Origin of the sequence: Actinoplanes sp. DH11 (assembly GCF_020873875.1) — a bacterium.
Classification (GTDB): domain Bacteria; phylum Actinomycetota; class Actinomycetes; order Mycobacteriales; family Micromonosporaceae; genus Actinoplanes.
This window is the reverse complement of the sequence record NZ_JAHWGU010000044.1, coordinates 1-25,118: the sequence shown is the minus strand read 5'-3', so window position 1 is coordinate 25,118 and position 25,118 is coordinate 1. Positions and strand designations below refer to the sequence as shown.

Here is a 25,118-nt window from a genome sequence, read left to right as displayed (position 1 = left end):
GACGCCGGTGCGGGTGATGGTGGTGGACGACGACGTGCTCATGCGGGCGGGGTTGCGGGCGGTGCTGTCCAGTGACGACACGATCGCGGTGGTGGGGGAGGCTGCCGATGGACGCGAGGCGGTCGCGATGTGCCGGTCACTCACGCCCGACGTGGTTTTGATGGATGTGCGGATGCCGCATCGGGACGGCATCGCCGCGACCCATGAGATCAGCGAGGGGGTGCCGGCGACGCGGGTGCTGATCCTGACGACGTTCGAGGACGACGACTACGTGTTCGGCGCGCTCAACGCCGGCGCCTCCGGGTTTCTGCTGAAACGGACCCGGCCGGAGCAGTTGATCGAGGCGATTCACACGATCGCGGCGGGCGATTCGTTGCTGTCGCCGTCGGTCACCCGGACCGTGATCGATCGCATGACCTCGGCGGTCCCGCCGGACCCGGTGATCGTCGCACGCTTCCGGGGGCTCACCGTTCGCGAACGCGACGTGCTGGCGCTGGTCGCGCGGGGCCTGTCGAACGCAGAGGTCGCCGAGCGGCTGTTCGTCGAGGAGTCGACGATCAAGACGCACATGAAGCGCATCCTCGCCAAACTCGACGTGCGTGACAGGGTTCAGGCGGTGGTCGCCGCCTACGAGACCGGGCTGATCCGCCCGGGCAGCGCGGGGCCACGGTGAGGCGGCGGCTTTCGACCCCGGCATGCGTACGGTGTGCCGCCCGCTCCGAATCCCCCCATCGGCACCGGCAGAGCGTGATGATCGGCAGGTGACGTGGTGGCGGCTGAGGCGAGCGTTCCCCGGGCCGGTGTGCCTGTTCCTCTGGGGCCTGCTCACGTCGTTCGTCCCGTTCGTCGGCTACACGTGCTGCCAGACGGCCGAGAACATCGCGTTCGAAGGCCCCGACCTCACCATCTGGATCATCAGCGTGGCCGCACTGCCGGCAGCCGTTGCCGCCGCCCGCTTCACCGCCGCCGACCCACCCACCGTGCCGCCACCGCCCACCGCCACGCCCGCCCCGCCACTCTTGCTCTCCACTGCGCCACCACCCGCCGTCCCGCCGGCCCTGCCAACCGCGCCGCCTCCCGCCGTCCCGCCCGCCCCGCCAACCGCGCCGCCGCTTTCCACCGCCTCTGCCGAGCCGGACGCGGGGCCGCCGACGGCCGGGGCGCCGGTGCGGCCCACGCTCCTGAGCGCTCTGGTTGCCGGGTGGGCGATCACCGCTGTCTATCTGGTGGCGACGGTGGCGTGGTACCGGCTGGTCTTCCCGATCGGGGCCCACCCGGTCGGCGGGCTGGCCGGGCTCGGGTTCTTCGCGGCCACGCTCGGCGCGGGTGTGGGGCACGGGATCGGCCGGTTCCGGCAACTGCGGGCGTGGCCGTCCTGGATCACCTTGCCGCTCGGGTTGCTGCTGGCCGGTGCCGGCGCGTTGCTGGCGCCGATCACGGTGCAGCAGGCGGCGGACTACAGCGACTGGGCGAGCACCGGGCCGCCGGTGAGGTGGGCGGACCAGGACGCCAGGACGATGAGTATCAGCGAGAGCGGCTGGTACGCGCTGCTGGCCCTGGACGATCCGCCGCAGGATCCCGGCTGTGTACTCGACGGCGCCGGCGGGGGACGGGTCGAGTCGGAGTCGCTGACGATCAAGCCGCTTCTCGAGAGCGCGTACGACGCGACCGAGGGCACATCGCTGATCGCCGACATGTATGTGGCGGAGCCCGGCACGTATGTGTTGTCCTGTGCGGCCGGCGGCGAGTACAGCGCCTTCTGGCTGTCCGGCGGTGTCACCGTGAGCCCCGTCGCCGACATGCTGTTCCGCGCGCCTCGACCGGTCCTGTGGTTGCTCGGTGCGTTGCCCGGCGGCTGGCTCGTGGCCCGGTCGGTGCGCCGGGCGCGGCTGGCATGACGCGGGCGGAAGGTCCCGGCCGGTTCGCGGGACGCTGCTGGTCGAGGGCGTCCTGTCAAGCAGCCAAGGCGAACTCTTCTGCCGGTTCACGGTGCGGCGGTGTTGATCTGCTAGCGATGCGAAATCGCGGTTTCAACCCCTTGATCACAGCGATTTCGTAGCGCCAGCAGATCAACATCTGGCCTTGGGCGGCGTGTCCGGTGCCATCGGGGCAGAAACCACCGGGGCGGGCTGAGAGGGGCGGTGCGGCTGCTGAGAAGTGGAAACTCCGGAGAGTACGGTGTCCCGGCCGGTAATGTCCGGTTGGTGACGATCAGCGTGCCTGCGGGGAGCAGTTTGACGCTGCGGTGCCCGGGTTCGGAGGCGGTCGTCCTGGTCACGCTCGCCGAGGTGAAGGCGCCGTTCATCACTGACCTGCCGCCGATCCCGGTGCTGAGTCTGGACGGGCCGGGCGTACGCCGTATCGGGGTTCTCGAACTCGTGACCAGCACCGGTGTCACCTGGGTCGAGGGTGAGTTGCGTGACGACCAGCTCCGGGTGATCGGTGACGCCCCGGCCGGACTGGTGCAGCGGCGCTCGTCGGTGCGGCAGTCGGGGCCGTTCCCGGCGTCCGGTACGGCCCAGGTGGTGACCGTGGAGTCCCGGCGGCTTGTCGCGCTGACCGGCCGGGTCGAGGACGTCTCCACCGACGGGCTGCTGATGCGTTCGGATGTGCCGGTGCTGCCCTACGGCATTGAGCGGCTGCTGGTGCACGTGACAATGCCCTGGGGCGACCTGACCGCCGCGGTCACCGTCGTGGATCAGCGGGCCGACCTGCTGCGCGGCACGTTCGAGTGGATCGAGCCGGGGGCAGCGTCCGAACTCGCCGACTTCTGCCGGCGGTGACCGGCGACGCGGCCGCCGTGCGAGAACGCAAGCCGCTCCCGGCAAGCGCCATGCACCCCAGGCCGGGCAGCGCCGTGCACCCCGGGCCGGGCAGCGCCATGCACCCCGGGCCGGGCAGCGCCGTGCGCCCCGGGCCGGGCAGGCGCCGTGGCTGGTGGCTCAGCGGCGGCTGATTCGCAGGGTGTGGATGCCCGCCGTCGCGTCGATGTCGAGGCCGTCGCGGTCGTCGAGGTCACCGGAGCGGATCGTGGTGCCCGCGCCCACACCGCTCTGCTGCCTGCCGTAGACGGTCACGTCGGCGGCGCCGCTGCCGACCGCTACGCGTACCGGCAGTTTCGCCGCGGTGGTGATCTGCCAGGTGTGCACGCCGCCGGTCATCCGGATCGGCACAGTTCCGGCGAGCCGGTCGAGGGTGAGGTCGATCTGCTGGGCGCCGCCGTCCAGGTCGACCCGGCTCACCGTGCCGGTGGACATGTCGAAGGTGGCCGCGTGCACGCCCGCCGACGTGCGCAGGTGCCAGGTGATGCGGTCGCTGAGCCGTACGGTCAGGCGGGTCACGCCCTGCCTGGTGCGCAGCCGCAGGACGCCGTCGGAGAAGTCGGTGTCGGCGCCGTCGGCGGTGAAGGCGCGGTCGCCGAGGTCGGCGGTGCGGACGTCGAGTTCGGTGACGCCGGTGAGCAGTTCGAAGCGGGCGGCGCGGGGTGCCGGCGGCCGGGCCGGGACCGTGACGGTCGCGGTGGCCCGGGGCGGGGTGGTGGCCGGGAGCGGCTCGGGCTTGCGGCCGGCGCCGGACGGCGACGCGCCGGTGGGGGCGCCGGCCGAACCAGTGGAGGCGCCGGGTGACGACGGGCCGGTCGGCGGCGTGCCGGCAGGGGCACCGGGCGGGGCACCGGCGGGAACTGTCACCGGTGGGGTGACCGCGACCGGAACGGCGGATCGGTCGTCGGGGCGGGTCAGCAGCACCGTGCCGACCGCGATGACCAGGGCCAGCAGACCGGCGAGCAGGACCGTCCGGCGATGCCACCGGCGGGTCGGCTCCGGCGCCTGAAGGGGCAGGTGCGTGGGAAGCACCCGGGCGGCTGCCTGCCGCTCGGCGGCCCGGCGCGGCTCCGGCCGACCCCACCGGAACGAGGCTGCCGCCGCGGCGTCGAGGTCCGGCGGAAAGGGTGCCGCCGCGGTGCCGGGCCCCCGAGGGGAGGCGTCCCGGCGCCGGTCGGGCCAGTAGTCCGAGATGTTCGGCCAGGTCACGGCATCCGCACGCGCCTCCATCGATGATTCGGCATGCCCCGGCACATATCCGGCCACGCGCAGGTAGGGTTCGTCCCCCGGGCGGTCTGTCCGTTCCACGTGCGCGTCCCCTCGCCGTGATTCTCCGTGCAAGGTACGGACACGTAACGTGCGGAGTTCAATGTCCGGCGGGCGTTTATGGGACTGCGCGTCGTGGCGCCGCCGCGTACAGTGCCTTATCACAATGATCAAGAATTCACGTATTCCCCTTTCTGTTGTCCTGGGTGTGACCCTGCTTGTCGGCGGTTGCGCCGGCACCGAGCAGGACGGCACCGCGGCACCGGCGTCGTCGGCGAGCACGGCGGCCGACAACACGGCCGAGATCTGCGCGTCCGGTGGCAAGGCCGCCCGTGACGTCGTACTCAATCTTTTCAGTTCGATGGCTGACGTCGCCGAGGAGAAGGATCCGGAGGCGGCGCTGACGAAGGTCTACAACGAGACCTTCACGAAGCTCGCCGATCAGATGCGTACCGAAGCGGGCCGGGCCTCCGACCCCGCGTTCGCCGCCATCCTGACCGGGATCGCCGACGAGTCCGCGAAGGTCGCCGCGAACCCGGAGGCCGCCGACACCAGCGGTTTCCAGGAGTCGCTGACCGGGCTGGACAAGTACTGCCCCCGCGAGGGCGCCCCGTCGGCGGCGCCCGGCGATGCCGCGAACGGCGGTGTCGTGGACGGCGTGGTCGGCGCGGCCGGCAGCGGCTGCGAACTGCCGGTGACGTTCAAGGTGACCGAGAAGTGGAAGCCGAAGGCCGTCGACATCGCGGCCGACGACCCGCTCGCTGACCTGGTGAAGAAGGGCAACCTGCGGCTGATCTGCGAGATCGACGGCAAGCCCGCCGGGCACGTCGGGTTCCTGCGGGTCTGGACCGGCCCGGCCAGTGCGCCGAAGGCCGCGCTGAAGCCGCTGGTGAGCGAGGGCAAGACCCGCAAGGTGAAGTATTCGACTGTCACGGCCGGTGGGTTCGAGGGTGTCGAGGTCGCCTTCGAGCAGTACCAGAAGCTGCTCGAGGAGTGGCTGCCGAACCGGGCCATGGCGGTGCGGACCGGGGACGGCGTGGTCGTGCTGGACCTGGGTGGGCTGGACGCCGCCGAGCACAAGGCGATGCTGCCCACCTTCGAGCTCGCGAAGACCAGCATGGCCGCCAAGTAACGCCAACGCCGGCAGAACCTCAGGGCATCAGCGCCCGGGCGGCACCGACCGCCCGGGCCGCGATGTCGTCCACGGTGTCGCCGCCCCGGTTGAAGAAGCCGTCGGCGTGCAAGGACGTATATCCGTGTGCCACCGCGATCGTCGCCTCCACCAGCCGCACCGTCTCCGCGTAGGAGCCGGCGCCGGTGGCCGCCGCCAGGTCGAGCAGCGTGCTGATCAGCGCACGTGTCCGCTCCCGGCGGGCGTCGTCGGCGACCGCGTACAGCTCGGCGGCGAAGATGACGTGAAATCCGGCGCCGGTGCGTGCGACGTAGCGGACGTACGCGCCGGCGGCCGCGGCCAGCCGTCCGGCCGGGTCGGTCCCGGCGGCGTCGGCGGCGGCGACGATCTCGGCGCGCAGCGTCTCGGCCGCGGCGGCGCTGACCGCGCTGAGCAGGTGGTCGCGGCCGGCGAAGTGCCGGTACGGCGCCGCCGAGCTGACCTGGAGCCGGCGGGCCACGGCAGCCACCGAGAACTTCTTGAGGCCACACTCGGCGAGCATGTCGAAACTGGCCTCGATCAATGCCGTGCGGAGGTCACCGTGGTGGTAGCTCCGGTCCGGTGACATGCCGCCCTCCCGCTTGCCCTGGAGTAAGAGGTCTCTTACATTAGCAAGTGATAGCCCTCTTACATCACGGAGGATTCGTGAGCATCAGGCTCGGTTACCAGATCCCGAACTACACCTACCCCGGCCCGGTCGAGAACACGTTCGACACCGTCGCCGCCCAGGCACGGGAGGCCGAGTCCGCCGGCTTCGACACCGTCCTGGTGATGGACCACTTCTACCAGCTGCCCGGCATCGGCGCCCCCGAGGCGGCGATGCTCGAGGCCTACACGACGCTCGGCGCGATCGCCCAGCACACCTCGACGGTGCAGCTGTCGACACTGGTCACCGGGAACACGTACCGCAATCCCGCTCTTCTCGCGAAGACCGTGACCACCCTCGACGTGGTCTCGCACGGCCGGGCGATCCTCGGCATCGGTGCGGGCTGGTTCGAGCGCGAGCACCACGACTACGGCTTCGAGTTCGGCACGTTCGGCCAGCGCTTCGAGCGACTCGAGGAAGCGTTGACCATCATCGCGCCGATGCTCAAGGGCGAGCCGGGCACACTCGACGGCAAGTGGTACACCGCGCGGGGCGCCATGAACAACCCGCGGGTACGCCCGACGATCCCGATCATGCTGGGCGGCTCCGGCGAGCAGAAGACGTTCCGGCTCGCCGCCCGCTTCGCCGACCACATGAACATCATCTGCGACATCGACGACCTGGCCCGCAAGGTCGGTGTGCTGCGCGAGCGGTGCGAGGAGATCGGCCGTGACCCGGCCACCCTCGCCACCAGCTACCTGGTCATGGGCATGGTCGGCGAGACCGACGCGGAGGTGAAGGAGCTGGCCGGGAGCATCCCCGAGGACCGCCGCAACCGGTCCTTCCTCGGCACCGCCGACCAGGTCGCGGAGCAGCTGCACGAGAGAGTGCTCGGCGCCGGCATCGACGGCCTCACGATCAACCTGATCCGCAACGGGCACCGGCCCGGCGTGGTCGCCGCGGTCGGTGCGGCCCTCAAGCCGCTCGTGAAGAGCTGAGCGGTCGGTGCGGCCCGCAAGCGGCTCGTGACAAGCTGAGCGGGGCTGCGCCGAACTTCGCCGAATCCTTGCGTCAGGCCCGGACGTCCGGGTACATCTGGGACCGATGAAGACGATGGTGGCAGCGATGATGGCCGGTGGGCTGGTGCTCGGCCTGGCCGGGTGTTCCTCGGACGAGCCGGACGACCCGTCGTCCGCCTCGGCCGCCACCCCGCCGGCCGCACCCCCGGCGGGCGCCCCGTCCGGTGCGGCCGAGCTCGTCGAGTCCGACGTGCGCACCGCACCGGGCCTCGACGCGGAACCGTTCCGGCAGCAGCGCAAGGTGACCGCCCCGCCGGGCTGGACGGTCACCGCGTGGGCGGCGGTGCCCAAGGCGCGGCTGCTGGCCTGGGCCCCGGACGGGAAGCTGCTGGTGTCGCGGCCCAAGTTCGGTGACATCGTGCTGCTCACCCCCAGCGCCGGTGATGCCACGCCGGAGCAGCGCACACTCGTCGGCGGCCTGAACCAGCCGCACGGGCTCGCCTTCGAGGGCAACACCCTCTACGTGGCCGAGAGTGATCAGGTGGACGCGTTCACCTACGCCGACGGCAAGCTTTCCGGCAAGCGGGTGGTCGTGGACGACCTGCCGGACGCCAAGAGCCCGGAGCTGCGCGGCGCCTACTCGCACGCGCTCAAGAGCGTGGCGATCGGCGAGGACGGCTCGATCTACGTCTCGATCGGCTCCACCGGCAACGTGTCCGAGGAGGACCGCGAGGCCACCCCCGAGCGGGCATCCGTGCTGCGTGCCGCGCCGGGAGGCGGAGAGCCCGAGGTGTACGCCCGGGGCGTGCGCAACGGGACCGGGCTGGCGATCGCCCCGGACGGCGCGGTGTGGACCGCGGTCAACCACCGTGACAACGTGGCCTACCCGCACGACGACGACGCCAACGGTGACGGCGAGTCCGACCTCGGCAAGGTGATGCAGGACTACGTCAACGACTACCCGATGGAGCAGCTGGCGAAGCTGACGCCCGGCCGGGAGCTCGGCTGGCCGTACTGCAACCCGGACCCGGACCTGAACGCCGGCGCCCTCGCCTACAGCAACCGGCCGTTCGTGCGTGACGTGCAGCTGAGCCCGGACGGCGCGAAACTCGACTGCGGCAAGCTCGCCCCGACCGAGCAGGGGTTCGGCGCGCACTCGGCGCCGCTGGGCCTCAGCTTCGGCACGGCCGGCGACCGCGGGCCGGGCGCGCTCGTCGGCGTGCACGGCTCGTGGAACCGGGAACCGCCCCGCGAGCCGGAGGTGTCGTTCTTCGCGTGGCGGGACGGGACCCTGGGCGAGCAGCAGCGGCTGATCGGCGGGTTCCAGAACGCGGACGGCGAGCGGTGGGGCCGGCCGGTGATGGCCGTACAGGGCCCGGACAAGGCCCTGTACGTGAGCGACGACTACGCCGACGTCGTCTACCGCGTCACCACCGGCTGACTCAGCAGCCCAGCCCGGCCTCGTACCCCGCGGGCACCTTGCCGGCGACCACCTTGGCGGTGATCTCGAACAACGCCTGCGGGTACGCGCCCTCGCCGGCCATGTCCTTCAGCATCTTCCAGTCGCGGCTGCCGCGCAGCGCCTCCGTGGCGGCCCGCCGGGCGCTGTCGTCGCCGGCTTTGTCGGCGCGGACCCACTCGCTGATCCAGCCGCAGGCGACCCGGCCGGAGACGAGAGCGCCGAACTGGTACGGATCGTGGGCGCCCGCCTCCGGGAGGGAGCTGACGGCGAAGCCCGGCGGCAGCGGCACCCCCGCGAGCAGCTTGCGGGCCTCGTCCTGGACCTCCGCCGGAGTGACGATCTTCGACGGCATTGCCGCGAGGAAGCTCTGCTGGTCGGCGCGCACCACCCGGGTCAGGAACCTGTCGAACGAGGCACGGGTCCAGGTGTCCGCGCCGGGTTTCGCGGCGCTGGTCCGCAACTCGACGAAGACGCCGTCGTGCGGGCGCAGCATCGCCGCGAAGTCGTTGTCGCTGTAGGTCACGATGCTGGCCGGGGTGCCCGCGACAGTGGTCGTCTCCGGCTTGCTGACGTCGAGGCGGTCGTCGTAGTAGCTCTGGTACAGCTCGTCCTGGTACCAGGTCATGCCGATCTCCCGGCCGCCCTTGCGGAACGAGACGTCGCCGTTCTCGCCGGTGAACCCGTGGACGTACGTCGCCGTCCAGCCCGGCTCGTCGATCAGCAGACGCGGATAGTCTCCCTCGACCTCGGGGGCGATGGTCGCCGCCTCGCTGGGTGCCGCGGCGCTGGGAGCTGCCGCCGGCTCGGTCATGGTGCCGGCCGGGTCGTGGCGCAGCAGCAGCGTCGACGCCGCGAAAATGCCGGCGACGACCGCCGCCGCGGCCGCCGCGCCGGCGACGCCCTGCCACCTGCCGCGTCGTGGCCGGTCGCTGCCTGCGGTGTCGAGTCTCGGGGTGGACATGATCTCCTCCAGCAACGTCTGCTCCGCCCCGCCGAGGCGAGCGGCGAGGGCACGCGGGACGGGGTCGGCGTCGCGAACCAGGCGGTCCAGCTGCTCGTCTGTCATCGGCCCTCCTCCGGGGCGGTAACGGTCAGGACGTCGAGTACATGTCCGGGCGTGCCCGGGTCGTGACCGAGCAGATCCCGCATCCGGCGGCGGGCCCGCGACAACCGGGCGCGCACCACGACCGCGCTCGCACCGATCACCTCCGCCACCTCGCGCGGCTGCAACCCCTCCCAGACGGTGAGCATCAGGATCTCCCGGTCCGCGGCGGGCAGCCGGTTCAGCGCGGCCCGCACGACGACACGCTGCGGAACGTCGGCGCCGGGGTCGGGCGACACCGTGGACAGCCGCTGGCGCAGCCGCTCACCGAGCCGTTCCCGGCGGGCGCCGCCACGGTGGTGGTTGGCGAGCACGCGACGGGCCACCCCGTACAACCAGAGTTTGATCTCGTCGTCGGGTGGCAGGTCGTCGCTGCGCCGCCACGCCACCAGGAACGTCTCGGCGACCACGTCGGCCGCGTCCGCCGGTTGCTCGACCCGGCGCACCGCGAAGGCGAGCAGCGCTTCGACGTTCGCGGCATACAGTCGCCGGAACCGATCCTCAGAGCTCACGTCTGTTCCATGTCCGGCCACCCGCCCGTCGTGACATTACGATTCGTCCATGAGTGCTGTCGGCACCACCGAGCTGCGCGCCCGCTTCGCCCGCCGCCTCTCCGAGCTGTACGGGACGGAGGTCCCCGCCTACACCACTCTGGTCGACGAATGCCACCGCGTGAACCGGCGCGTGCTGGACCGTGACGGCGCTGCGGCGGAACGGTTCGGGTCGATCAGCCGGGTGACCGCCGAGCGGCACGGCGCCATCCGGGTCGGCACACCCGCCGAACTCGCCCAGGTCGCGCGGATCTTCGGGGCGCTGGGCATGCACCCGACCGGCTTCTACGACCTGCGCGACGCCTACCCGCAGGCCATCCCGGTGATCTCCACGGCGTTCCGGCCGGTCGAGCCGGACGAGCTGGCCCGCAACCCGTTCCGGGTGTTCACCTCGATGCTGGTGCCGCAGGACCGGCGGTTCTTCGACGCCGGCCTGGAACAGCGGCTGCGGAACTTCCTGGACGCCCGGCAGCTGTTCCCCGGTGAGCTGCTGGAACTGGCCGACCGGGCTGAGCGGGAACGGGAACTCGGCGAGGCCGACGCGGCCCGGTTCCTGGACCTGGCGGCGGCCGCGTTCGCGCTCTCCCCGGAACCGGTGGACCGGGCCTGGTACGCCGAGCTGGAACGCGTCTCCGGGGTGGCGGCCGACATCGGCGGGGTCACCAGCACCCACATCAACCACCTCACCCCGCGGGTGCTCGACATCGACGAGCTCTACACCGGCATGCAAGCCCTGGGCATCCGGATGATCGACGAGATCCAGGGACCGCCCCGGTGGCACGGACCGGACGTGCTGCTGCGCCAGACCTCGTTCCGGGCGCTGGCGGAGCCGCGGGCGTTCCGCGAGCCGGACGGATCGGTTCGGGAAGGGCAGCTACGCGTACGCTTCGGCGAAGTCGAAGCGCGCGGCATCGCGCTCACCCCGGCCGGGCGCGAGGTGTACGACGCCCTGGTCGCGTCCGTCGACCGGCAGCTCGCGGAATCACCCGGATCGTCGCGGCAGGAAGTGGCCGCTGCCGTGTGGGACGCCGGGATGCCGCACACGGAACGGGAGCTGGCGCGGCAAGGGCTGGCCTTCTTCACCTTCCGCGCCGCCGGCCCGGGGCCCCTCTCCGGTGACGTGCCCACCCTGCTCGACGAGGGGCGGCTGATCGCCGAACCCATCGTCTACGAGGACTTCCTGCCCCGCTCGGCCGCCGGGATCTTCGCCTCCAACCTCACCGGCGCCGGCGAGATGGACGCCTCGCAGGGCGGCGCACCGCGCGATGCCACCTGGCTCGCGGAGGCGATCGGCCGCCCGATCCGGATGCCCGAGGAGATCTACGCCGAGCAGCAGGAACAGTCACTGCGTAGCGCCCTGGGTAGGGCTAGCACCACCATCGAAGGTGGTGCTCGCCTGCTTCGCTCCGCGCCGCCCGACGCCTAGCGTCAAGGCATGACGATCGATATGACCTCCCGGCTCGGCGCCGACACCCGCTATGTCCTGACCGGATTCCCGCTGGCCCTCGCGAGCGTCGTCGTCTGCGTGACCGGCTTCTCCCTCGGTCTGAGCCTGGCGGTGCTCTGGGTGGGGGTACCCGTCCTGATCGCCTCGATGATGATGGCCCGGGGTTTCGCCGTCTCGGAGCGCGCCCGCGTCGCCACCGTGCTCGGCGCGCCGGTGCCCGAGCCCGAATACCGCGCGGGCGGTCCGAGCCTGCTGAGCCGGCTGGCCGCGGTGCTCACCGATCCGCAGGCGTGGCGCGACCTGGCCTACGCGGCGGTGCGCTGGGCGCCCAACACGATCGCGGTCACCGTGGTGCTCACCTGGTGGGCCGGCGTCGTCGGCGGGCTCAGCTGGGGACTGTGGGGCTGGGCGCTGCCGAAGGACGGCACCGAACTGCCGGAGATGCTCGGCCTCGGCGACGACTACCTGACCGTCGTGGCGCTTTACGCGGTGCTGGCGATGCTCTTCGTGGCCAGCCTGCCCGCGGTGGTGCGCTGGGCGGCCCGGTTCGAGGCCCGTTTCGCGGTGTCGCTGCTCGGGCCGTGCGCTCAGGGCGGCCTTGCCGGCGGCTCTGTCGACCAGCGCGCTCAGGGCGGCTTTGCCGGCGGCTCTTACGGCCCGAGCGCTCAGGGCGGCTTTGCCGGCGGCTCTTACGGCCCGAGCGCTCAGGGCGGCTTTGCCGGCGGCTCTGGTGGCGGCTCTGTCGACCCGTGCGCTCAGGGTCTCGGTGACGTGCGGGTCCAGGAGGACCTTTCGCCGCGCCGGCTGGTCGCGGCCACGCAGCGCGAGCAGATGTAGCGGACCTCGTCCTCCGCGGTGATCTGATCGGTCGCCCGGAAGTCGAAGCCCACGTGCGGGAAGCGCCGAAGCCGGGTCCGGCTCAGCGCCAGCCCGCACACCGTCTGGTTCTGGCCCGGGTTCCACGCGTGCACCTCGCCGCCGGGCTGGCGGATGCCGTCGTCGCCGATGAACTCGCTGGATGCCGCCACTTTCGCCATGCCGGCAGAGTTCCCCGTTATCGGCGGACATATCCGGGTACCCGCGGCTGCATGACAAACGTGCAGCAACCCGAACAGCGCCGCAGCGGCGAGTCGCCCACCACCAAGCAGCGCACCGAGGACGCCAACCCGACCGAGGCGCCGCACGGCACCCACGACAAGACCGGCAACCGCCCGACGCCGGAGGATCAGGTGTCGCCGTACGGCCCATCGGAGAAGTAGGGCACGCGCCGCCTCCACCATCTTCCGCGTACGGGTAGAGCACCTCACGCACCACCGCCGTTAGACCGGCCGGATCCGGGGAAGACGCAGGCGGCGATGGAGGTGCCTGATGATCGACTGTGCCGTTCACGAGCAGCTGCTGCTCGACGGGAACCGGATCGGCGTGGCGACGCCCTGGGCATCTGAGCTCGGGTCGTTGCGTACCGCACTGCTGTCGGCCCGGCGCGAAGCCGCCGACCGCGGGCTGCTGCTCGCGTCCGGTGTGCCGCCGGTCGGGCCCGACCCCGCGGTGTTGGTGCTGCCGGTCGGACCTGATCCCGCGGTGTCGGTGCCGCCGGTCGGGCCGGGGCCTGCGGTGTCTGTGCTGCCGGTCGGGTCGGGGTCCGCGGTTTCGTGCGGTCTGCGCGTCGACGTGGCGGTTCCCGACAGCCGGCTCGCCGTCGACGTGTGCCGCCGGTTGCGGGCGTGGCTGCCGGTGATCCGGGCGCTGACCGCGAACTCCCCGGTTGCCGGCGGTGCGGACACCGGCTACGCCAGCTGGCGTTTCGTGCGGCGCCAACGCGACGCGCTGGGCGCGCTCGGGCCCCGGAGCCGGGTGGCGGCCGATCCCGCCCGGATGGCGGTCCTGGTCCGCGAGGCGGCCGACGCGGTCAGCCAGGCCCTGCTCGGCTGGCATGCCCGGCCGCACCCGGACCGGCCCGCCGTGCAGGTCGACGCCGGTGACGTGTGCCTCACCACCGACGACACGATCCTGGTGACGGCTCTGGTCCGCGCGGCGGTGGCGACGGCGGTGCAGGAGGCCGAAGCCGCCCGGTCGGACGCGCTGATCCACGACCACCTGATCGCCGAGGCGCACTGGCAGGCCGCCCGGGGCGGGCTGACCGGTGACCTGACGGATCCGCGGCTGGGCCGGTCGCGCCCGGCCTGGGAACTGGTCGACGAGTTCTTCGCCACCGTGACACCCGGGTTGTCCGCACCCGGCGACCTGGACCTGGTGCTGAGCGGGCTGACCCGGCTGCGTGACGACGGCAACGGCGCGGAGCGGCAGCGGCGCCTTTACGACAAGGCCGGCGGCGTCGAGGCCGGGCTGCTCGACGTGGCCGCGGAAAGCGTCGCCGGGTAGCTGGGCAGTCGGAGAGCCGGCCATGGTCAGACTGCCGGGCCGTGGACGTGCAGGTCGCCGTGGCGTGCCAGCTCCGCCGGAAGGTCGATCGGTCGGCCGCGCAGCGTGGCGTCCAGGAAAGCGGCGGTGGTCTGCGTCGTCATGCGGATGCTCTCGGCCCGCCCCAGTGTGCCCGCGATCGACGGCACGGGTGGCAGGAACAGCGGCGCGTCGGTGAAGGTGACATGGGCGCTGCCAGGGACAGTCAGCCGGTAGCTCGTGGCCACGCCCCGGTCCAGCACGCTCGTCAGGCGGGCCAGGTAGGCAGCACCCTCGGGGCCCGTGACGTCGTGGGTGAGGGCCAGAACGGGCTGCCGCACCGACCTCTGACCGCGGTTGAGGCCGCCGTCCATATTGATCACCGCGGTGATGCGGCGATCCTGCTCGGCGGCGCGCATCGCGGCCGCGCCGCCGATCGAGTGGCCGGCGGCAGCAACCCGCCGGGTGTCCGCCCGCCCGGCGATCGGACCGCTGCCCGGGTCGGCCAGCCGGCTCAGGACGAACCGGAGGTCGGCGGCGCGCACCTCGGTCCATCGTGCCCGGCGCCGGTCGTCCTCCCCGCGATCACCGGTGGCGGCGACCGCGGTGGGCACCGTGCGGCCGTCGGTGAGCACGACGGCAGCCGAGTCGAAGGGGTGGTCGACGCCGGCGACAAGGTAGCCGCGGCTGGCGAGGTCTTCCGCCCATGCGGTGTTCTGGCTGCGCACGCCGCCCAGGCCGGGAGAGAACAGCACGACGGGGAAGCGGCCGTCTGCCGGTGGTGCGCCGGGCGCGGCATGTGAGTGCGCCCGGGGCAGGGCCGACAGCGCGGCAGCGGGCACGCCGAGGTAACGCGCCTCTCCGTCGGCCACGGTCTGGGCCTCCTCACGCGTGCGGCCCAGGTATCGCGCCCGGGATCCGGCTTCCCGAGCCGGATACCACAACTGCACGACCACCGTGCGCCTGTCGTCGGCCTCCAGCGTCCCCGGCTCGTCGCGGCCCGGGTCGGTCCACTGCGTCACCGTGGTGCCGACCGGCGACGGCCCGGACGGCGTCGGGAACACCGGCACGGGCAGCGCCCAGGCCGCCACGCCGCCACCGATGATCAGGCCGAAGCAGGCCAGCGTGGCCGGCAGGGCGAGCCACCACCGGGTCCGCCGCCGGGCGAGCAGCCACCCGATCCCGGTGAGCAGATCGGCAGTCAGCACCGGGAACATCTGCCAGCGCGGCTCGGGCAGCAGCGTGGCCGTGCCGATCAGCACCACGGCCGCGCCGCCCGCGGCGGTCTGCCGGCGGACTGCGGCGGGCAGCCACCGGGCGGTGACGAGCACCATCGAACCGATCACCACGATGAGTTCCCGCACCGGCCTGCCTTTCTGACGTTGTGGATGCCGACGCTACGAGTCATGAAGGCGCTCGCCATCAGGGTTGACCCGTCGGTCGGCTGAGGGTTAGCCCGGTACCGGCGGGCGGTGGTGCGTGCAACCATTCCGGGATGCTGTCGCGAACGAGGGTCGCCGTGGCCGCCGTCGCGACGGCGGCCACGGGCTGCGGCGCTGCCACGGCACTGGTGGTGGGTGACGACCGGCTCACCGACCGGGCTCCGGTCGTCGAGCTGCTGGTCATCCTCGCGGTGGGTTGGTCGTTCGCCGGGTGCGGGCTGGCCGGCTGGGCTCGCCGCCCGGCTTCCCGCACCGGTGCGCTGATGATGTCGGCCGGACTGGCCTGGTTCCTGCGAACCGCGGCCGCGTTCCCCGGGCCGGTTCCGCACGCGATCGGTCGCCTCGCCGGTGTGCTGTTCCTGGTCGTGCTCGTGGTGCTGGTCGCCGGATATCCGGACGGCAGGCCGCCGGCCCGGGGGCTGCTGCGCCGCTGGCGGGTCAGCCCGTTGCGGCGGCGCGCGCAGGCGCCGGCGATCGCCGGCGGTGTGGTCCTTCTGGCCGCGGTCGGCGTGCGGTTTCTCGGCGACCTGCTCGCCTGGCCCCGGGCGGTCACGGTGCCGCTGGGCTGGCTGCCGGAGCTCACACTCGTGCTGTGGCCACCGGTGCTGCTGCTCGGCCTGCTGCGGGACCGGCTCGACCGGGCCACGATCGGCGAGCTGGTGCTGACCCTGAGCCGCGACGCGCCGGGGCCCGGCCGGGTGCGCGACGCGCTGGCCCGGGCGCTGCGCGACGACTCCTTGGAAGTGGCGTTCCCGCTTCCCGGCGGCGAGCAGGTCGATGCCGCCGGGCGGCCTGTCCGGCTGACCGGGACGACCGGACGGGCGGTGACCGTGGTGGACCGCGACGGTGACCCGATCGCCGCCCTGCGCTACGACGCCACAGCCGATCCCGTCCTGGTGCGCGAGGCCGCGGCGGCTGCCGGGCTGGCGCTGCAGAACGAGCGGCTCCGGGCGGAGGCGCTGGCTCGGCTGGACGAGGTACGGCAGTCCCGCGCCCGCATCCTGGCCGCGGCGGATGCCGCCCGCCGCAGCGTCGAGCGTGACCTGCACGACGGCGCGCAGCAGCGGCTCATCGGCGCGGCGCTGGCGTTGCGGCTGGTCCGCGGCCGGATCGACGGCCCGGAGGCGGCGGAACTCGCGACCATCGCCGACGAGCTCGACGCCGCGGTGCGGGAGCTGCGGGAGCTGGCCCGAGGGCTGCATCCCACCGTGCTCAGTGACGGCGGCCTGGGTCCCGCCCTCACCTCGCTGGCCGAGAGGTCACCCGTGCCGGTCGCCCTTGCCGTTCTGCCGGCCCGCCGTCTGCCGGAGGCCGTCGAGGTGGGCTGCTATTTCGTCGTGGCCGAGGCGCTGACCAACGCCGCCAAGCACGCCGGCGCGCAGCAGGTGCGGGTCGCGGTCGAGCTGGACGGGGACAGCGTGCGGGTCGAGGTGGCCGACGACGGCCGCGGCGGCGCCGATCCCGCCGGGTCCGGGCTGCGGGGACTCGCCGATCGGGTGGCGGCCCTCGGTGGCCGCTTCGACGTGACGAGCACCAGCAACGGCACGCGGGTCAGTGCGGAGCTGCCGTGCGGGTGATCATTGCCGAGGATGCCGTGCTGTTCCGGGCCGGCGTGGTCCGGGTTCTCACCGACGCCGGTTGCACGGTCGTCGCCGAGGCCGGTGACGCGCCGACGTTGCTGGCGGCGGCCGCGCGACATCCGGCCGACGTGGCGATCGTCGACATCCGCATGCCGCCCACGCACACCATCGAGGGCCTCGACGCCGCCCGTGCGCTGCGTGCCGAGCATCCCGGGCTGGGCGTGCTCATCCTCTCCGCTTACTTGGAACCGCACTACGCCATGACGCTGCTGGAACACGGCGTGCGGGCCGCCGGCTATCTGCTCAAGGACCGGGTGACCGATCTCGAGGAGTTCGTCGCCGCGGTCCGCCGGGTCGCGGCCGGCGGCCTGGTCATCGACCCCAGCGTCGTCGCGCAGCTCCTCGGCCGCCGTCGCCGGCGCGATCCACTGGCCGGTCTGACCGGCCGCGAGCGCGACGTGCTGGCGCTGATGGCCGAGGGCCGATCCAACCAGGCTGTCGCTGCGCGCCTGCACCTGAGCCCCAAGACGGTCGAGGCGCATGTCCGCTCCCTCTTCGGCAAACTGGGCCTAGAGGAGACGGCCGACGACAACCGACGCGTGCTGGCCGTGCTCGCCTTCCTCCGCAGCGCCGACCCAGCTGCCCAGGTCGCTTCGTGAACCCATACTTGCGACCCGGGTTGCTTGCCGCGCGCAGGTGCTTGCGGCCCGGGTTGCTTGCGGTGCGCAGGTGCTTGCGGACTGGGTTGCTTGCGGCCCGGGTCGCTTGTGGCGCACAGCTGCTTGCGGCGCCGGGTGGTGCTGCGGCCCGGGGGTGGTGCTTGCGGCCCGCAGGTGCTTGCGCCCGGGACGCGGCGAGGGGCGGCGTGATCACTGCTGGTGGGCTTAGCATCGGGTGTGGCTCACCCGAGGATGTTCGACGAGGCGGATCCGATTCTGGGGCGTGTGCGGGCGCTCGCGCTGGCCTTCCCCGACGCGGCCGAGAAGATCTCGCACGGGCGGCCGGTGTTCTTCACTACCAAGATCTTCGCTTACTACGGGGGATCGGTGAAGGTCGACGGCGCGTACCGGCAGCACGAGCAGTCGGTGCTCGTGCTGCTCGACCCGCAGGAGCGGGAGGCTCTGCTGGGGGAGGAGCGGTGTTACGTGCCGGCCTACCTGGGCCCTTCCGGGTGGGTGGGCGTGGATGTGGGCGACGACAGCGACTGGGATGAGATCCGGGAGTTGCTGGACGCCAGTTACCGTCGGACGGCGGGGTCGCGCCGGGTCGCCGCGCTCGACGCCACGGCGTGAGCGGACGGCCCTCAACGCGTGGGGTAGACCACGCCTTCGAGCTGTTCGTCGGCGTAGGCCGCCGCATTGGTGAGGTGACCGTCGTACGGTCCGACCTTCGTCACCTCGGCGCCGTCGCGGAACACGATCTGCAGGCCGTGCTCCGGCTCCCAGTCGCACTCGCACTCGACGGAGACGTAGACGTGCTTGTCGCCGTACTCGTCCCTGCTGACATGCGGTTCGTCGCCGAGCTGGACGTGGTCGAGAACCCGGTCCGGTCCGTCGATGTGAACCGGGTCGTCGCCGCCGTCGTCCAGGACGTCGCGGTAGTACGCGTAGATCGAAGGCGCCGCCGCGTCGAGGGCCGCCCGGTCCAGTGCCCGGAAGGCCCGGATCGCCGCGTGGAAGTCCTCCGGTGCCGGATCGTCGTCGTAGCCCTCGAGTGCGAACCGGCACGCCGCCCCGCCGAGCACCGGCACCGGCACCGGTTCGCTCATGTGCCAGCCGAGGTCGGCATCTTCGACGACGGTTCCGAGGCCAGGGATGTCCACATCGCCACCTTAACGAGAAAGCCCCGGCCGAACAGGCCGGGGCTTCGTCGTCACTGCTCAAACAGCGTCACTACTGAAGCAGTGTCACTGCTGGAACAGCATCAGGGCTGGATCACTTCTTCAGGTCGAAGCGGTCGAGCTCCATGACCTTCGTCCACGCCGCGACGAAGTCGTTGACGAACTTCTCCTTGGCGTCGGCGCTGGCGTACACCTCGGCGAGGGCCCGCAGCTGCGAGTTCGAGCCGAAGATGAGGTCGACCGCGGTGGCGGTCCACTTCACCTGGTCGGTGGCGAGGTCGCGGATCTCGTACACGTGCTCCTCGCCCTGCGACGCCTTCCACTTCGTGCCCGGGGAGAGCAGGTTGAAGAAGAAGTCGTTGGTGAGGGCGCCGGGCTTGTCGGTGAGCACGCCGTGCTTGCTGTCGCCGACGTTGTTGCCCAGCGAGCGCAGGCCGCCGACCAGGACGGTCATCTCCGGCGCGGTCAGGTTCAGCATGTACGCCCGGTCGACGAGCAGGACCTCCGGCTGGGTCTTCTCGCCCGGCCGCAGGTAGTTGCGGAAACCGTCGGCGCGCGGCTCCAGGACCTTGAACGACTCGACGTCGGTCTGCTCCTGGGTGGCGTCCGTGCGGCCCGGGTGGAACGGCACGGTGACCTCGACGCCGGCGTCCTTCGCGGCCTTCTCGACGGCGGCGGAACCGGCCAGCACGATCAGGTCGGCGAGGGAGATCTGCGCGCCACCGGCGGCGTTGAACTCCTGCTGGATCTTCTCGAGGGCGTCCACGACCGGCGCGACCGGCTGGTTGACCTCCCAGCTGCGCTGCGGCTCGAGGCGGATGCGGGCACCGTTGGCGCCACCGCGCTTGTCGGTGGAGCGGTAGCTCGCGGCCGACGCCCAGGCGGTGGAGACCAGCTGCGCGACGGACAGGCCAGAGTCCAGCACCTTGGCCTTGAGCGCTGCCACGTCGGCGTCGCTGACCAGCGGGCCCTCGACGGCCGGGACCGGGTCCTGCCAGAGCTGCGCCTCCGGCACCCACGGGCCGAGGAAGCGCTCGACCGGGCCCATGTCACGGTGCAGCAGCTTGTACCAGGCCTTGGCGAACGCGAGGCGGAACTCCTCCGGGTTCTCCAGGAAACGGCGGGAGATCTTCTCGTACGCCGGGTCGACGCGCAGCGACAGGTCGGTCGTCAGCATCGTCGGGCGGTGCTTGCGGGACGGGTCGTGTGCGTCCGGGATGATCTCGTCAGTGGTCTTGGCGACCCACTGCTTGGCACCGGCGGGGCTGGTGGTGAGCTCCCACTCGTACCCGAAAAGGATCTCGAAGAAGCGGTTGCTCCACTCGGTGGGCCGGTCGGTCCAGGTGACCTCGAGGCCGCTGGTGATGGTGTCGCCGCCCTTGCCGCTGCCGTGCGTGCTCAGCCAGCCGAGGCCCTGCGCCTCCAGCGGCGCGGCCTCCGGCTCCGGGCCGACGTGGTTGTCGGCGGGCGCGGCGCCGTGGGTCTTGCCGAAGGTGTGGCCGCCGGCGATCAGCGCGACGGTCTCCTCGTCGTTCATCGCCATCCGGGCGAAGGTCTCCCGGATGAAGTGGGCGGCAGCCAGCGGGTCGGCGTTGCCGCGCGGGCCCTCCGGGTTGACGTAGATGAGGCCCATCTCGGTGGCGCCGACGCCCTCGGCCATGGTGCTGTCGGAGGCGTAACGCTCGTCGCCGAGCCAGGTGTCCTCGGGACCCCAGAAGATCTCCTCGGGCTCCCACACGTCGACGCGGCCGAAACCGAAGCCGAAGGTCTTGAAGCCCATCGACTCCAGGGCCACGTTACCGGCCAGGACCAGCAGGTCGGCCCAGGAGATCTTCTGACCGTACTTCGCCTTGACCGGCCACAGCAGACGGCGGGCCTTGTCCAGGTTGGCGTTGTCCGGCCAGCTGTTGAGCGGGGCGAAGCGCTGTCCACCGTCACCGGCGCCGCCGCGGCCGTCCTGGATGCGGTACGTGCCGGCGGCGTGCCAGCTCATCCGGATCATCAGACCGCCGTAGTGACCGAAGTCGGCCGGCCACCAGTCCTGCGAGGTGGTGAGGACCTCGGTGATGTCGCGCTTGATGGCCTCGACGTCGAGCTTCTGGAACTCCTTGGCGTAGTCGAACGCCTCGCCCAGCGGGTTCACCTTCGAGGAGTGCGCGTGCAGCACCGACAGGTCGAGCTGGTTGGGCCACCAGTCCCGGTTGGTGTGCGGCCGGCCACCGGTCTTCGGGGTCGGCGAGTCGATCGCCGGGTTCTCGCTCTCGCTGCCGTGCGCGGTCACCGAGTCGTGGGCGACCGGGCAGCCCGCAGCGGCCTTCGCGTCCACGCCCTGCGCGCTGGCCGGAGTGTCTTGGGTGTCGCTCATCTGATTCCTTCCGAACTGGCGGTGTTCTTCGTCAAGCAGTCGGGGCAGACGCCCCAATAGACGACCTCCGCCTCGTCGACCACGAACCCGTGATCGTTGGAGGCGGTGAGACAGGGGGCGGGACCGACCGCGCAGTCGACGTCGGCGATCGCTCCGCAGGAGCGGCAGACCACGTGGTGGTGGTTGTCATCGACCCGGCACTCGTAGCGGGCGGTCGCTCCGGCAGGCTGGATGCGGCGCACCAGACCGGCATCGGTGAGCGCACGTAGCACATCGTAAACCGCCTGGTGGGAGACCGAAGGGAGATCCGCCCGAACGAGGTCGATCACGGTGTCGGTGTCCACGTGCGGGTGGTCGCGAAGCGCTGCCAGCACCGCCACTCGAGGACGGGTCACGCGCAACGAGACCGCACGGAGCTGAGTCTCGATGTCGGCCGTCATGCGAGGAACCTTAGCGGCCTTTTCTGGAATGAATCAAGTTTTGGCACGGTGCAGTTCGGGTGTACTCGAGGTGTCGCAGGCGTGTCGGTAACCAAGGTCACCGGTCCGGGCACGGCGACAGCCGCCACGCCGATCGTTTGCGGTCGGCGTGACGGCTGCTGCTTGACTCCTGACGTACTACATCGAGGCCGAGATGCAGAACGGGTGACCGGCGGGATCGAGCAGGACCCGCCACCGGTCCGGCTGAGGCTGGAACTCGGGCTTGGTCGCGCCGAGCGCGACAACGGCGGCCTCGCCGGCGTCCAGGTCATCGACGCCGAGTTCGAAGTGCGACTGTTTCGGCACGTCCGGGTTGGGCCAGGTGGGCGGTACGTGCTTGTCGACCTTGACGAAGCCGATGCCGGGCGTCTGGATGTAGACGAACTCGTCGCTGGTGTAAGTGATCTCCGCGTCCAGCAGCTTGCTGTAGAAGTCGGCGAGTTGCTGCGGGTTGTCGGTGTCGAGGGAGACGCCGACGTATCGGGCGGTTGCCATGCTGAATTCCCCTTCTTCGGTCCGGTCAGGCAACACTGTGCGCGCCGATGACTGACATCTGCTGTCAGCCTTGTGTGGCAGTCTTCCGGTCATGCGCGCCAGCCGGTTGTTGTCCGTCGTCCTGCTGCTGCAAGACCGTGGCCGGCTCACCGCCCAGCAACTCGCCGCCGAGCTCGACGTCTCGGTGCGCACGGTGTACCGCGACATCGAGGCGCTCGCCGAAGCAGGCGTCCCCGTCTACGCCGAACTCGGCGCCGGCGGCGGCTACCAGCTCGTTGATGGCTATCGGACACGACTGACCGGGCTGACCCCGCAGGAAGCCGGCTCGATCTTCCTGGCCGGCGTACCGTCCGCAGCCGCCGAACTCGGCCTCGGCGCCGTCCTGGCCACCGCCGAACTGAAGCTGCGAGCAGCCCTCCCGGCCCGGCTGAACCGCAGCGTCGGCGAGATCAAAGACCGGTTCCACCTCGACCCCGCCGGCTGGTTCCGCGAAACCGAGACCCACCCCCACCTGTCCGCTCTCGCCCATGCCGTCTGGGAGCGCCGGCGAGCCCGCATGACGTACCGCCGATGGCGTCCCCCGCACGAGGTGGACCGGATCATCGAGCCGCTCGGCATCGTGCTCAAAGCCGGTGTCTGGTACTTCGTGGCACGGGTGTCGGCGTCGCTGCGCACCTACCGCGTGGCAACGATCCTGGCCCTCGAGGTGCTCGACGAAACCTTCGAACGCCCGGCCGACTTCGATCTGGCGTCGACATGGACGACGTGGGCCGAGGACTTCGAACGCCGGCTGCACCGCGACCAGGCCACCGTGCGACTCTCACCGGCCGCGCTAGACCGCATCCCGTACCTGATGACCCGAGCCATGCACCGCGGCGTCACCGCAGGCCTGGGCGACCCCGACCCGGACGGGTGGACCACGGTGACGCTACCCATCGAATCAGTCCGGCACGCACACGCCGAATTCCTGCGCCTCGGCGCCGACGTCGAGGTGCTGGAACCGGCTGAGCTGCGCGAGCTGATGCGGGGGAGCGCACAGGCGATGGTGACGCTGTACGACCCTGCGTGAAGGGAGGTTCGAGGGCTTGCTAAATTAGTCCCGCAAGTCCGGGTGGCGGAATGGCAGACGCGCTAGCTTGAGGTGCTAGTGCCCTTTATCGGGCGTGGGGGTTCAAGTCCCCCCTCGGACACCAATACATCGCATCCATGTCCCACATGCGTGTCAATGTGGGACATGATAGCCGCAGATGCATCTGAACCTTGCATGTCAGCAGCGTGTAAGTGGTCAAGTTCGGCTTTAGGGCTTACATCAGGCGGGGCGCGCGGCTTTCACCTGCGAAGACGTGTTTCTGTGACGCACCGCATGTTCCTGGCGCGCTTACTCCAGCGCGGGCGCGCTGTTGAGTGGCCGCTTCAGCTTGTGCTTCAACCCGTGCGGCGGGGCTCGGTGCCCTTCTTGTGGTGGGCCGGTCGCTGGTGTGCCTGGCCGGTGACGAGCATGAGTCCCACGTCGTAGCCGGCCGCGGTGTGTCGGTTTCTAGAGCCGGGCGGCCGTCCCGGGCCAGGCCGACTCGGTTTAGCTACACGCGTTGGCGAGGAGCTGGTCGCGCGGAGGTTCCGAAACCCTCGCCGCACCCGGGCCGGGGTCAGCCGCTCCGGTGCCATCGGGCGTTCCCAGGATCTACGCAGGTCCTGGGAGAGCGGCCGAGCGAGGCTCCAGGCGCTTCTTGAAAGCGGGCACAGCAGCCGTACGGGTTACTCTCTTGCCCCGCAGAGGCCGCTATCGTGCGCGGTTCCAAAGTGGCGACGCCGCCAAGGCATCGAGAACGGCTCGTTCGAGGGCGACAGCGGCTGGGCGATCCGCGGTAACGGCCCACCGAATGTGCAGATCCGCCCACCGCAGAGCGTCTTGAGCCCACACTGCGGCACGGCTCGGTTGGCCGGCCAGAACCGCGTCGAGGTGACCCTTCACGAATGCCGGATCCGCCAGAGCTCGATCCAGTACCGCCTCTCCCAGCCCGCTGACCGCAGCCTTTCCACGGCGGTACACCGTCAGTCGGCCGCGAAGGCCTTGGCCGCGACGTTCACCGGCCATCCCTACATAGGTGAGACCGCCTCCCTCACCCTCCCGAGCCAGGTATACGCCTGGAAGCCGAGGAGCCAAGGTCGCGGCATCGTCGAAGGGTAACCACGACGACCACGCCGCCAGGGAAGCGATGATGTCATCGGCTGGCACCGAACCAGGATGCCGCAACTTCGCCTGAGGTCAACCCGGGCGAAAACGCGCTCAACTGCCGCCGCGAGGGCGACGGCGGAGTCCCCGACTTCGCACCCCAGTCCGTCAGCCCGCTCAACAACGCGATGCGAACCGGGACCGCCGGCGCCGAGACCACTGCAACAGCGGTGGGAGCTCGTGGCAGCTGCACGACGGCGTGGGATCTCACGGCGACCACACCGGGATACGGCTCGGGCTCCTACACCTTCGAGTTGTGGGAAACCGACTGTGACAACGCAACCGGAGCACACGGATTCCGCCCGGCACGGGTCGGATGTTCGGTGTGGTGGTTCCCGGCACAGGTCCTCTACAGCCAGAGCAGCTACCCCACCCCGCAGCCCATGTTGCTGCGGCACAGAACTCGGGACTGCCCGGCGAGGGTTTCGAGGACCCGCTCTACCGCAACGAAACCGCCGCCACCATCAACCTCAACCGCAGCCGCGCGTGCGGCAGTGCACCGAGCATCGCGGGCAAGAGCTGCGATGAGTACCCGCTCGCGAGTACCTACCAAGGTCTGGCCTTCGGCGGGACGCTCAGGACCTTCACGGGTTGCAACATCACCGCTCCCACAGGCGTCACGGGCTCCGTCGGTGCGAGTGCCTGCATGATCACCGCCAGCGAGAACAACGCTCAAGGTGGGATCATGGCGAAGTTCTACTACGACAACCGCGTGCTTCCCGGTGACCCGTTGTCAGCGCTTTCTGAAATCTGACCCTCTGCGGGTTCGGGAAAGTTGACCCCACGGACCTGCGGTTATGAGCGGTTGGCGCGTGTTTCTCTGGCGAGGAGTTCTCGCCGGTGACGGGTTCGGTAGGA

Annotated in this window: 25 protein-coding genes, 1 tRNA gene and 1 pseudogene; 16 read left to right on the top strand and 11 right to left on the bottom strand. The window is 71.2% G+C overall.

All coding sequences use genetic code 11. The features are described from left to right. Window positions 1-16 precede the first annotated feature (16 nt). From LPA41_RS38265 to LPA41_RS38255, 3 genes are all read left to right on the top strand, one after another. Window positions 17-673, top strand: coding sequence for a response regulator transcription factor (locus LPA41_RS38265; protein ID WP_229076399.1), 657 nt, complete (start codon window positions 17-19; stop codon window positions 671-673). Window positions 674-761: 88 nt separating this feature from the next. Next, window positions 762-1,898 carry a hypothetical protein gene (locus tag LPA41_RS38260; protein WP_229076321.1) on the top strand — a complete coding sequence of 379 codons (1,137 nt, stop codon included), beginning with the start codon at window positions 762-764 and terminating at the stop codon, window positions 1,896-1,898. A 306-nt stretch (window positions 1,899-2,204) separates the two neighbouring features. After that, window positions 2,205-2,783: a hypothetical protein gene (locus LPA41_RS38255; RefSeq protein ID WP_229076319.1), complete on the top strand. Its 579-nt coding sequence runs from the start codon at window positions 2,205-2,207 to the stop codon at window positions 2,781-2,783. Window positions 2,784-2,942: 159 nt separating this feature from the next. Here LPA41_RS38255 and LPA41_RS38250 read toward each other — a convergent pair whose 3' ends face one another. Beyond that, window positions 2,943-4,130 (bottom strand): hypothetical protein, encoded by a 1,188-nt coding sequence (locus LPA41_RS38250; protein WP_229076318.1) that lies wholly within the window; start codon window positions 4,128-4,130, stop codon window positions 2,943-2,945. 166 nt (window positions 4,131-4,296) lie between these two features. On the opposite strand from LPA41_RS38250, the gene LPA41_RS38245 reads away from it, so the two are divergent. Further along, entirely contained in the window at window positions 4,297-5,220 is a 924-nt protein-coding gene (locus tag LPA41_RS38245; protein ID WP_229076316.1) for a lipoprotein, read from the top strand. Between the two features lie 19 nt (window positions 5,221-5,239). Here the strand turns inward: LPA41_RS38245 and LPA41_RS38240 are convergent, their stop codons facing one another. Continuing rightward, entirely contained in the window at window positions 5,240-5,827 is a 588-nt protein-coding gene (locus LPA41_RS38240; RefSeq protein WP_229076313.1) for a TetR/AcrR family transcriptional regulator, read from the bottom strand. Window positions 5,828-5,904: 77 nt separating this feature from the next. On the opposite strand from LPA41_RS38240, the gene LPA41_RS38235 reads away from it, so the two are divergent. Continuing rightward, complete coding sequence (locus tag LPA41_RS38235; RefSeq protein WP_229076310.1) at window positions 5,905-6,843, top strand: LLM class F420-dependent oxidoreductase; 939 nt, start codon at window positions 5,905-5,907, stop codon at window positions 6,841-6,843. A gap of 106 nt (window positions 6,844-6,949) precedes the next feature. Further along, window positions 6,950-8,305 (top strand): sorbosone dehydrogenase family protein, encoded by a 1,356-nt coding sequence (locus LPA41_RS38230; RefSeq protein ID WP_229076307.1) that lies wholly within the window; start codon window positions 6,950-6,952, stop codon window positions 8,303-8,305. Between the two features lies 1 nt (window position 8,306). Here the strand turns inward: LPA41_RS38230 and LPA41_RS38225 are convergent, their stop codons facing one another. Further along, complete coding sequence (locus LPA41_RS38225; protein WP_229076306.1) at window positions 8,307-9,392, bottom strand: hypothetical protein; 1,086 nt, start codon at window positions 9,390-9,392, stop codon at window positions 8,307-8,309. Then, window positions 9,389-9,940, bottom strand: a complete 552-nt coding sequence (locus LPA41_RS38220) for an RNA polymerase sigma factor (protein ID WP_229076304.1) — start codon at window positions 9,938-9,940, stop codon at window positions 9,389-9,391. Before LPA41_RS38220 ends, LPA41_RS38225 begins: the two co-directional genes overlap by 4 nt. Before the next feature lie 49 nt (window positions 9,941-9,989). Between LPA41_RS38220 and LPA41_RS38215 the strand changes: the two genes are divergently transcribed. After that, the gene (locus LPA41_RS38215; RefSeq protein ID WP_229076301.1) at window positions 9,990-11,405 is read left to right on the top strand and encodes a VOC family protein; all 1,416 of its coding nucleotides are present in this window, start codon (window positions 9,990-9,992) and stop codon (window positions 11,403-11,405) included. A 9-nt stretch (window positions 11,406-11,414) separates the two neighbouring features. Further along, window positions 11,415-12,263, top strand: coding sequence for a sensor domain-containing protein (locus LPA41_RS38210; RefSeq protein ID WP_229076298.1), 849 nt, complete (start codon window positions 11,415-11,417; stop codon window positions 12,261-12,263). On the opposite strand, the gene LPA41_RS38205 is transcribed toward LPA41_RS38210, so the two are convergent. Then, complete coding sequence (locus LPA41_RS38205) at window positions 12,182-12,463, bottom strand: hypothetical protein (RefSeq protein ID WP_229076295.1); 282 nt, start codon at window positions 12,461-12,463, stop codon at window positions 12,182-12,184. The genes LPA41_RS38210 and LPA41_RS38205 overlap by 82 nt on opposite strands. A 51-nt stretch (window positions 12,464-12,514) precedes the next feature. Between LPA41_RS38205 and LPA41_RS38200 the strand changes: the two genes are divergently transcribed. After that, a complete protein-coding gene (locus LPA41_RS38200) occupies window positions 12,515-12,685 on the top strand; it encodes a hypothetical protein (protein WP_229076292.1) in 171 nt (56 codons plus the stop codon). A gap of 109 nt (window positions 12,686-12,794) precedes the next feature. Then, window positions 12,795-13,808: a glutamate-cysteine ligase family protein gene (locus LPA41_RS38195; RefSeq protein ID WP_229076289.1), complete on the top strand. Its 1,014-nt coding sequence runs from the start codon at window positions 12,795-12,797 to the stop codon at window positions 13,806-13,808. A gap of 26 nt (window positions 13,809-13,834) precedes the next feature. Here the strand turns inward: LPA41_RS38195 and LPA41_RS38190 are convergent, their stop codons facing one another. After that, window positions 13,835-15,190, bottom strand: coding sequence for a hypothetical protein (locus LPA41_RS38190; protein ID WP_229076287.1), 1,356 nt, complete (start codon window positions 15,188-15,190; stop codon window positions 13,835-13,837). A gap of 131 nt (window positions 15,191-15,321) precedes the next feature. Between LPA41_RS38190 and LPA41_RS38185 the strand changes: the two genes are divergently transcribed. The 3 genes from LPA41_RS38185 to LPA41_RS38175 all read left to right on the top strand — a co-directional run bounded on the left by LPA41_RS38185 (window position 15,322) and on the right by LPA41_RS38175 (window position 18,140). Continuing rightward, complete coding sequence (locus LPA41_RS38185; RefSeq protein WP_229076277.1) at window positions 15,322-16,845, top strand: sensor histidine kinase; 1,524 nt, start codon at window positions 15,322-15,324, stop codon at window positions 16,843-16,845. Next, window positions 16,836-17,507: a response regulator transcription factor gene (locus LPA41_RS38180; RefSeq protein WP_229076274.1), complete on the top strand. Its 672-nt coding sequence runs from the start codon at window positions 16,836-16,838 to the stop codon at window positions 17,505-17,507. Before LPA41_RS38185 ends, LPA41_RS38180 begins: the two co-directional genes overlap by 10 nt. 237 nt (window positions 17,508-17,744) lie before the next feature. Next, window positions 17,745-18,140, top strand: coding sequence for an MmcQ/YjbR family DNA-binding protein (locus tag LPA41_RS38175; RefSeq protein WP_229076272.1), 396 nt, complete (start codon window positions 17,745-17,747; stop codon window positions 18,138-18,140). A gap of 11 nt (window positions 18,141-18,151) precedes the next feature. On the opposite strand, the gene LPA41_RS38170 is transcribed toward LPA41_RS38175, so the two are convergent. From LPA41_RS38170 to LPA41_RS38155, 4 genes are all read right to left on the bottom strand, one after another. Continuing rightward, complete coding sequence (locus LPA41_RS38170) at window positions 18,152-18,670, bottom strand: hypothetical protein (RefSeq protein ID WP_229076270.1); 519 nt, start codon at window positions 18,668-18,670, stop codon at window positions 18,152-18,154. A 112-nt stretch (window positions 18,671-18,782) separates the two neighbouring features. Further along, window positions 18,783-21,053 (bottom strand): catalase/peroxidase HPI, encoded by a 2,271-nt coding sequence (katG, locus tag LPA41_RS38165; RefSeq protein WP_229076267.1) that lies wholly within the window; start codon window positions 21,051-21,053, stop codon window positions 18,783-18,785. Further along, the gene (locus tag LPA41_RS38160; RefSeq protein ID WP_229076265.1) at window positions 21,050-21,493 is read right to left on the bottom strand and encodes a Fur family transcriptional regulator; all 444 of its coding nucleotides are present in this window, start codon (window positions 21,491-21,493) and stop codon (window positions 21,050-21,052) included. Before LPA41_RS38160 ends, katG begins: the two co-directional genes overlap by 4 nt. A gap of 177 nt (window positions 21,494-21,670) precedes the next feature. Then, window positions 21,671-22,027, bottom strand: coding sequence for a VOC family protein (locus tag LPA41_RS38155; protein ID WP_229076264.1), 357 nt, complete (start codon window positions 22,025-22,027; stop codon window positions 21,671-21,673). 91 nt (window positions 22,028-22,118) lie between these two features. Here LPA41_RS38155 and LPA41_RS38150 point away from each other — a divergent pair, with 91 nt between their 5' ends. Then, a complete protein-coding gene (locus LPA41_RS38150; RefSeq protein ID WP_229076262.1) occupies window positions 22,119-23,096 on the top strand; it encodes a YafY family protein in 978 nt (325 codons plus the stop codon). 36 nt (window positions 23,097-23,132) lie between these two features. Further along, window positions 23,133-23,220 (top strand) — tRNA-Leu (locus tag LPA41_RS38145). A gap of 232 nt (window positions 23,221-23,452) precedes the next feature. Here the strand turns inward: LPA41_RS38145 and LPA41_RS42590 are convergent. After that, a pseudogene (locus LPA41_RS42590) lies at window positions 23,453-23,740 on the bottom strand (transposase); the annotation flags it as partial. Between the two features lie 836 nt (window positions 23,741-24,576). Here LPA41_RS42590 and LPA41_RS38140 point away from each other — a divergent pair. Continuing rightward, window positions 24,577-25,014, top strand: coding sequence for a hypothetical protein (locus LPA41_RS38140; RefSeq protein ID WP_229076261.1), 438 nt, complete (start codon window positions 24,577-24,579; stop codon window positions 25,012-25,014). Window positions 25,015-25,118 lie beyond the last annotated feature (104 nt).

Bases quoted from the DNA above. Each gene is read 5' to 3' on its own strand.
- LPA41_RS38265 (WP_229076399.1), top strand. From the start codon at position 17: ATGGTGGTGGACGACGACGTGCTCATGCGGGCGGGGTTGCGGGCGGTG.
- LPA41_RS38240 (WP_229076313.1), bottom strand. From the start codon at position 5,827: ATGTCACCGGACCGGAGCTACCACCACGGTGACCTCCGCACGGCATTG.
- LPA41_RS38230 (WP_229076307.1), top strand. From the start codon at position 6,950: ATGAAGACGATGGTGGCAGCGATGATGGCCGGTGGGCTGGTGCTCGGC.
- LPA41_RS38225 (WP_229076306.1), bottom strand. From the start codon at position 9,392: ATGACAGACGAGCAGCTGGACCGCCTGGTTCGCGACGCCGACCCCGTC.
- LPA41_RS38215 (WP_229076301.1), top strand. From the start codon at position 9,990: ATGAGTGCTGTCGGCACCACCGAGCTGCGCGCCCGCTTCGCCCGCCGC.
- LPA41_RS38210 (WP_229076298.1), top strand. From the start codon at position 11,415: ATGACGATCGATATGACCTCCCGGCTCGGCGCCGACACCCGCTATGTC.
- LPA41_RS38205 (WP_229076295.1), bottom strand. From the start codon at position 12,463: ATGGCGAAAGTGGCGGCATCCAGCGAGTTCATCGGCGACGACGGCATC.
- LPA41_RS38200 (WP_229076292.1), top strand. From the start codon at position 12,515: ATGACAAACGTGCAGCAACCCGAACAGCGCCGCAGCGGCGAGTCGCCC.
- LPA41_RS38195 (WP_229076289.1), top strand. From the start codon at position 12,795: ATGATCGACTGTGCCGTTCACGAGCAGCTGCTGCTCGACGGGAACCGG.
- LPA41_RS38185 (WP_229076277.1), top strand. From the start codon at position 15,322: ATGCTGTCGCGAACGAGGGTCGCCGTGGCCGCCGTCGCGACGGCGGCC.
- katG (WP_229076267.1), bottom strand. From the start codon at position 21,053: ATGAGCGACACCCAAGACACTCCGGCCAGCGCGCAGGGCGTGGACGCG.
- LPA41_RS38160 (WP_229076265.1), bottom strand. From the start codon at position 21,493: ATGACGGCCGACATCGAGACTCAGCTCCGTGCGGTCTCGTTGCGCGTG.
- LPA41_RS38155 (WP_229076264.1), bottom strand. From the start codon at position 22,027: ATGGCAACCGCCCGATACGTCGGCGTCTCCCTCGACACCGACAACCCG.
- LPA41_RS38150 (WP_229076262.1), top strand. From the start codon at position 22,119: ATGCGCGCCAGCCGGTTGTTGTCCGTCGTCCTGCTGCTGCAAGACCGT.
- LPA41_RS38140 (WP_229076261.1), top strand. From the start codon at position 24,577: ATGTTCGGTGTGGTGGTTCCCGGCACAGGTCCTCTACAGCCAGAGCAG.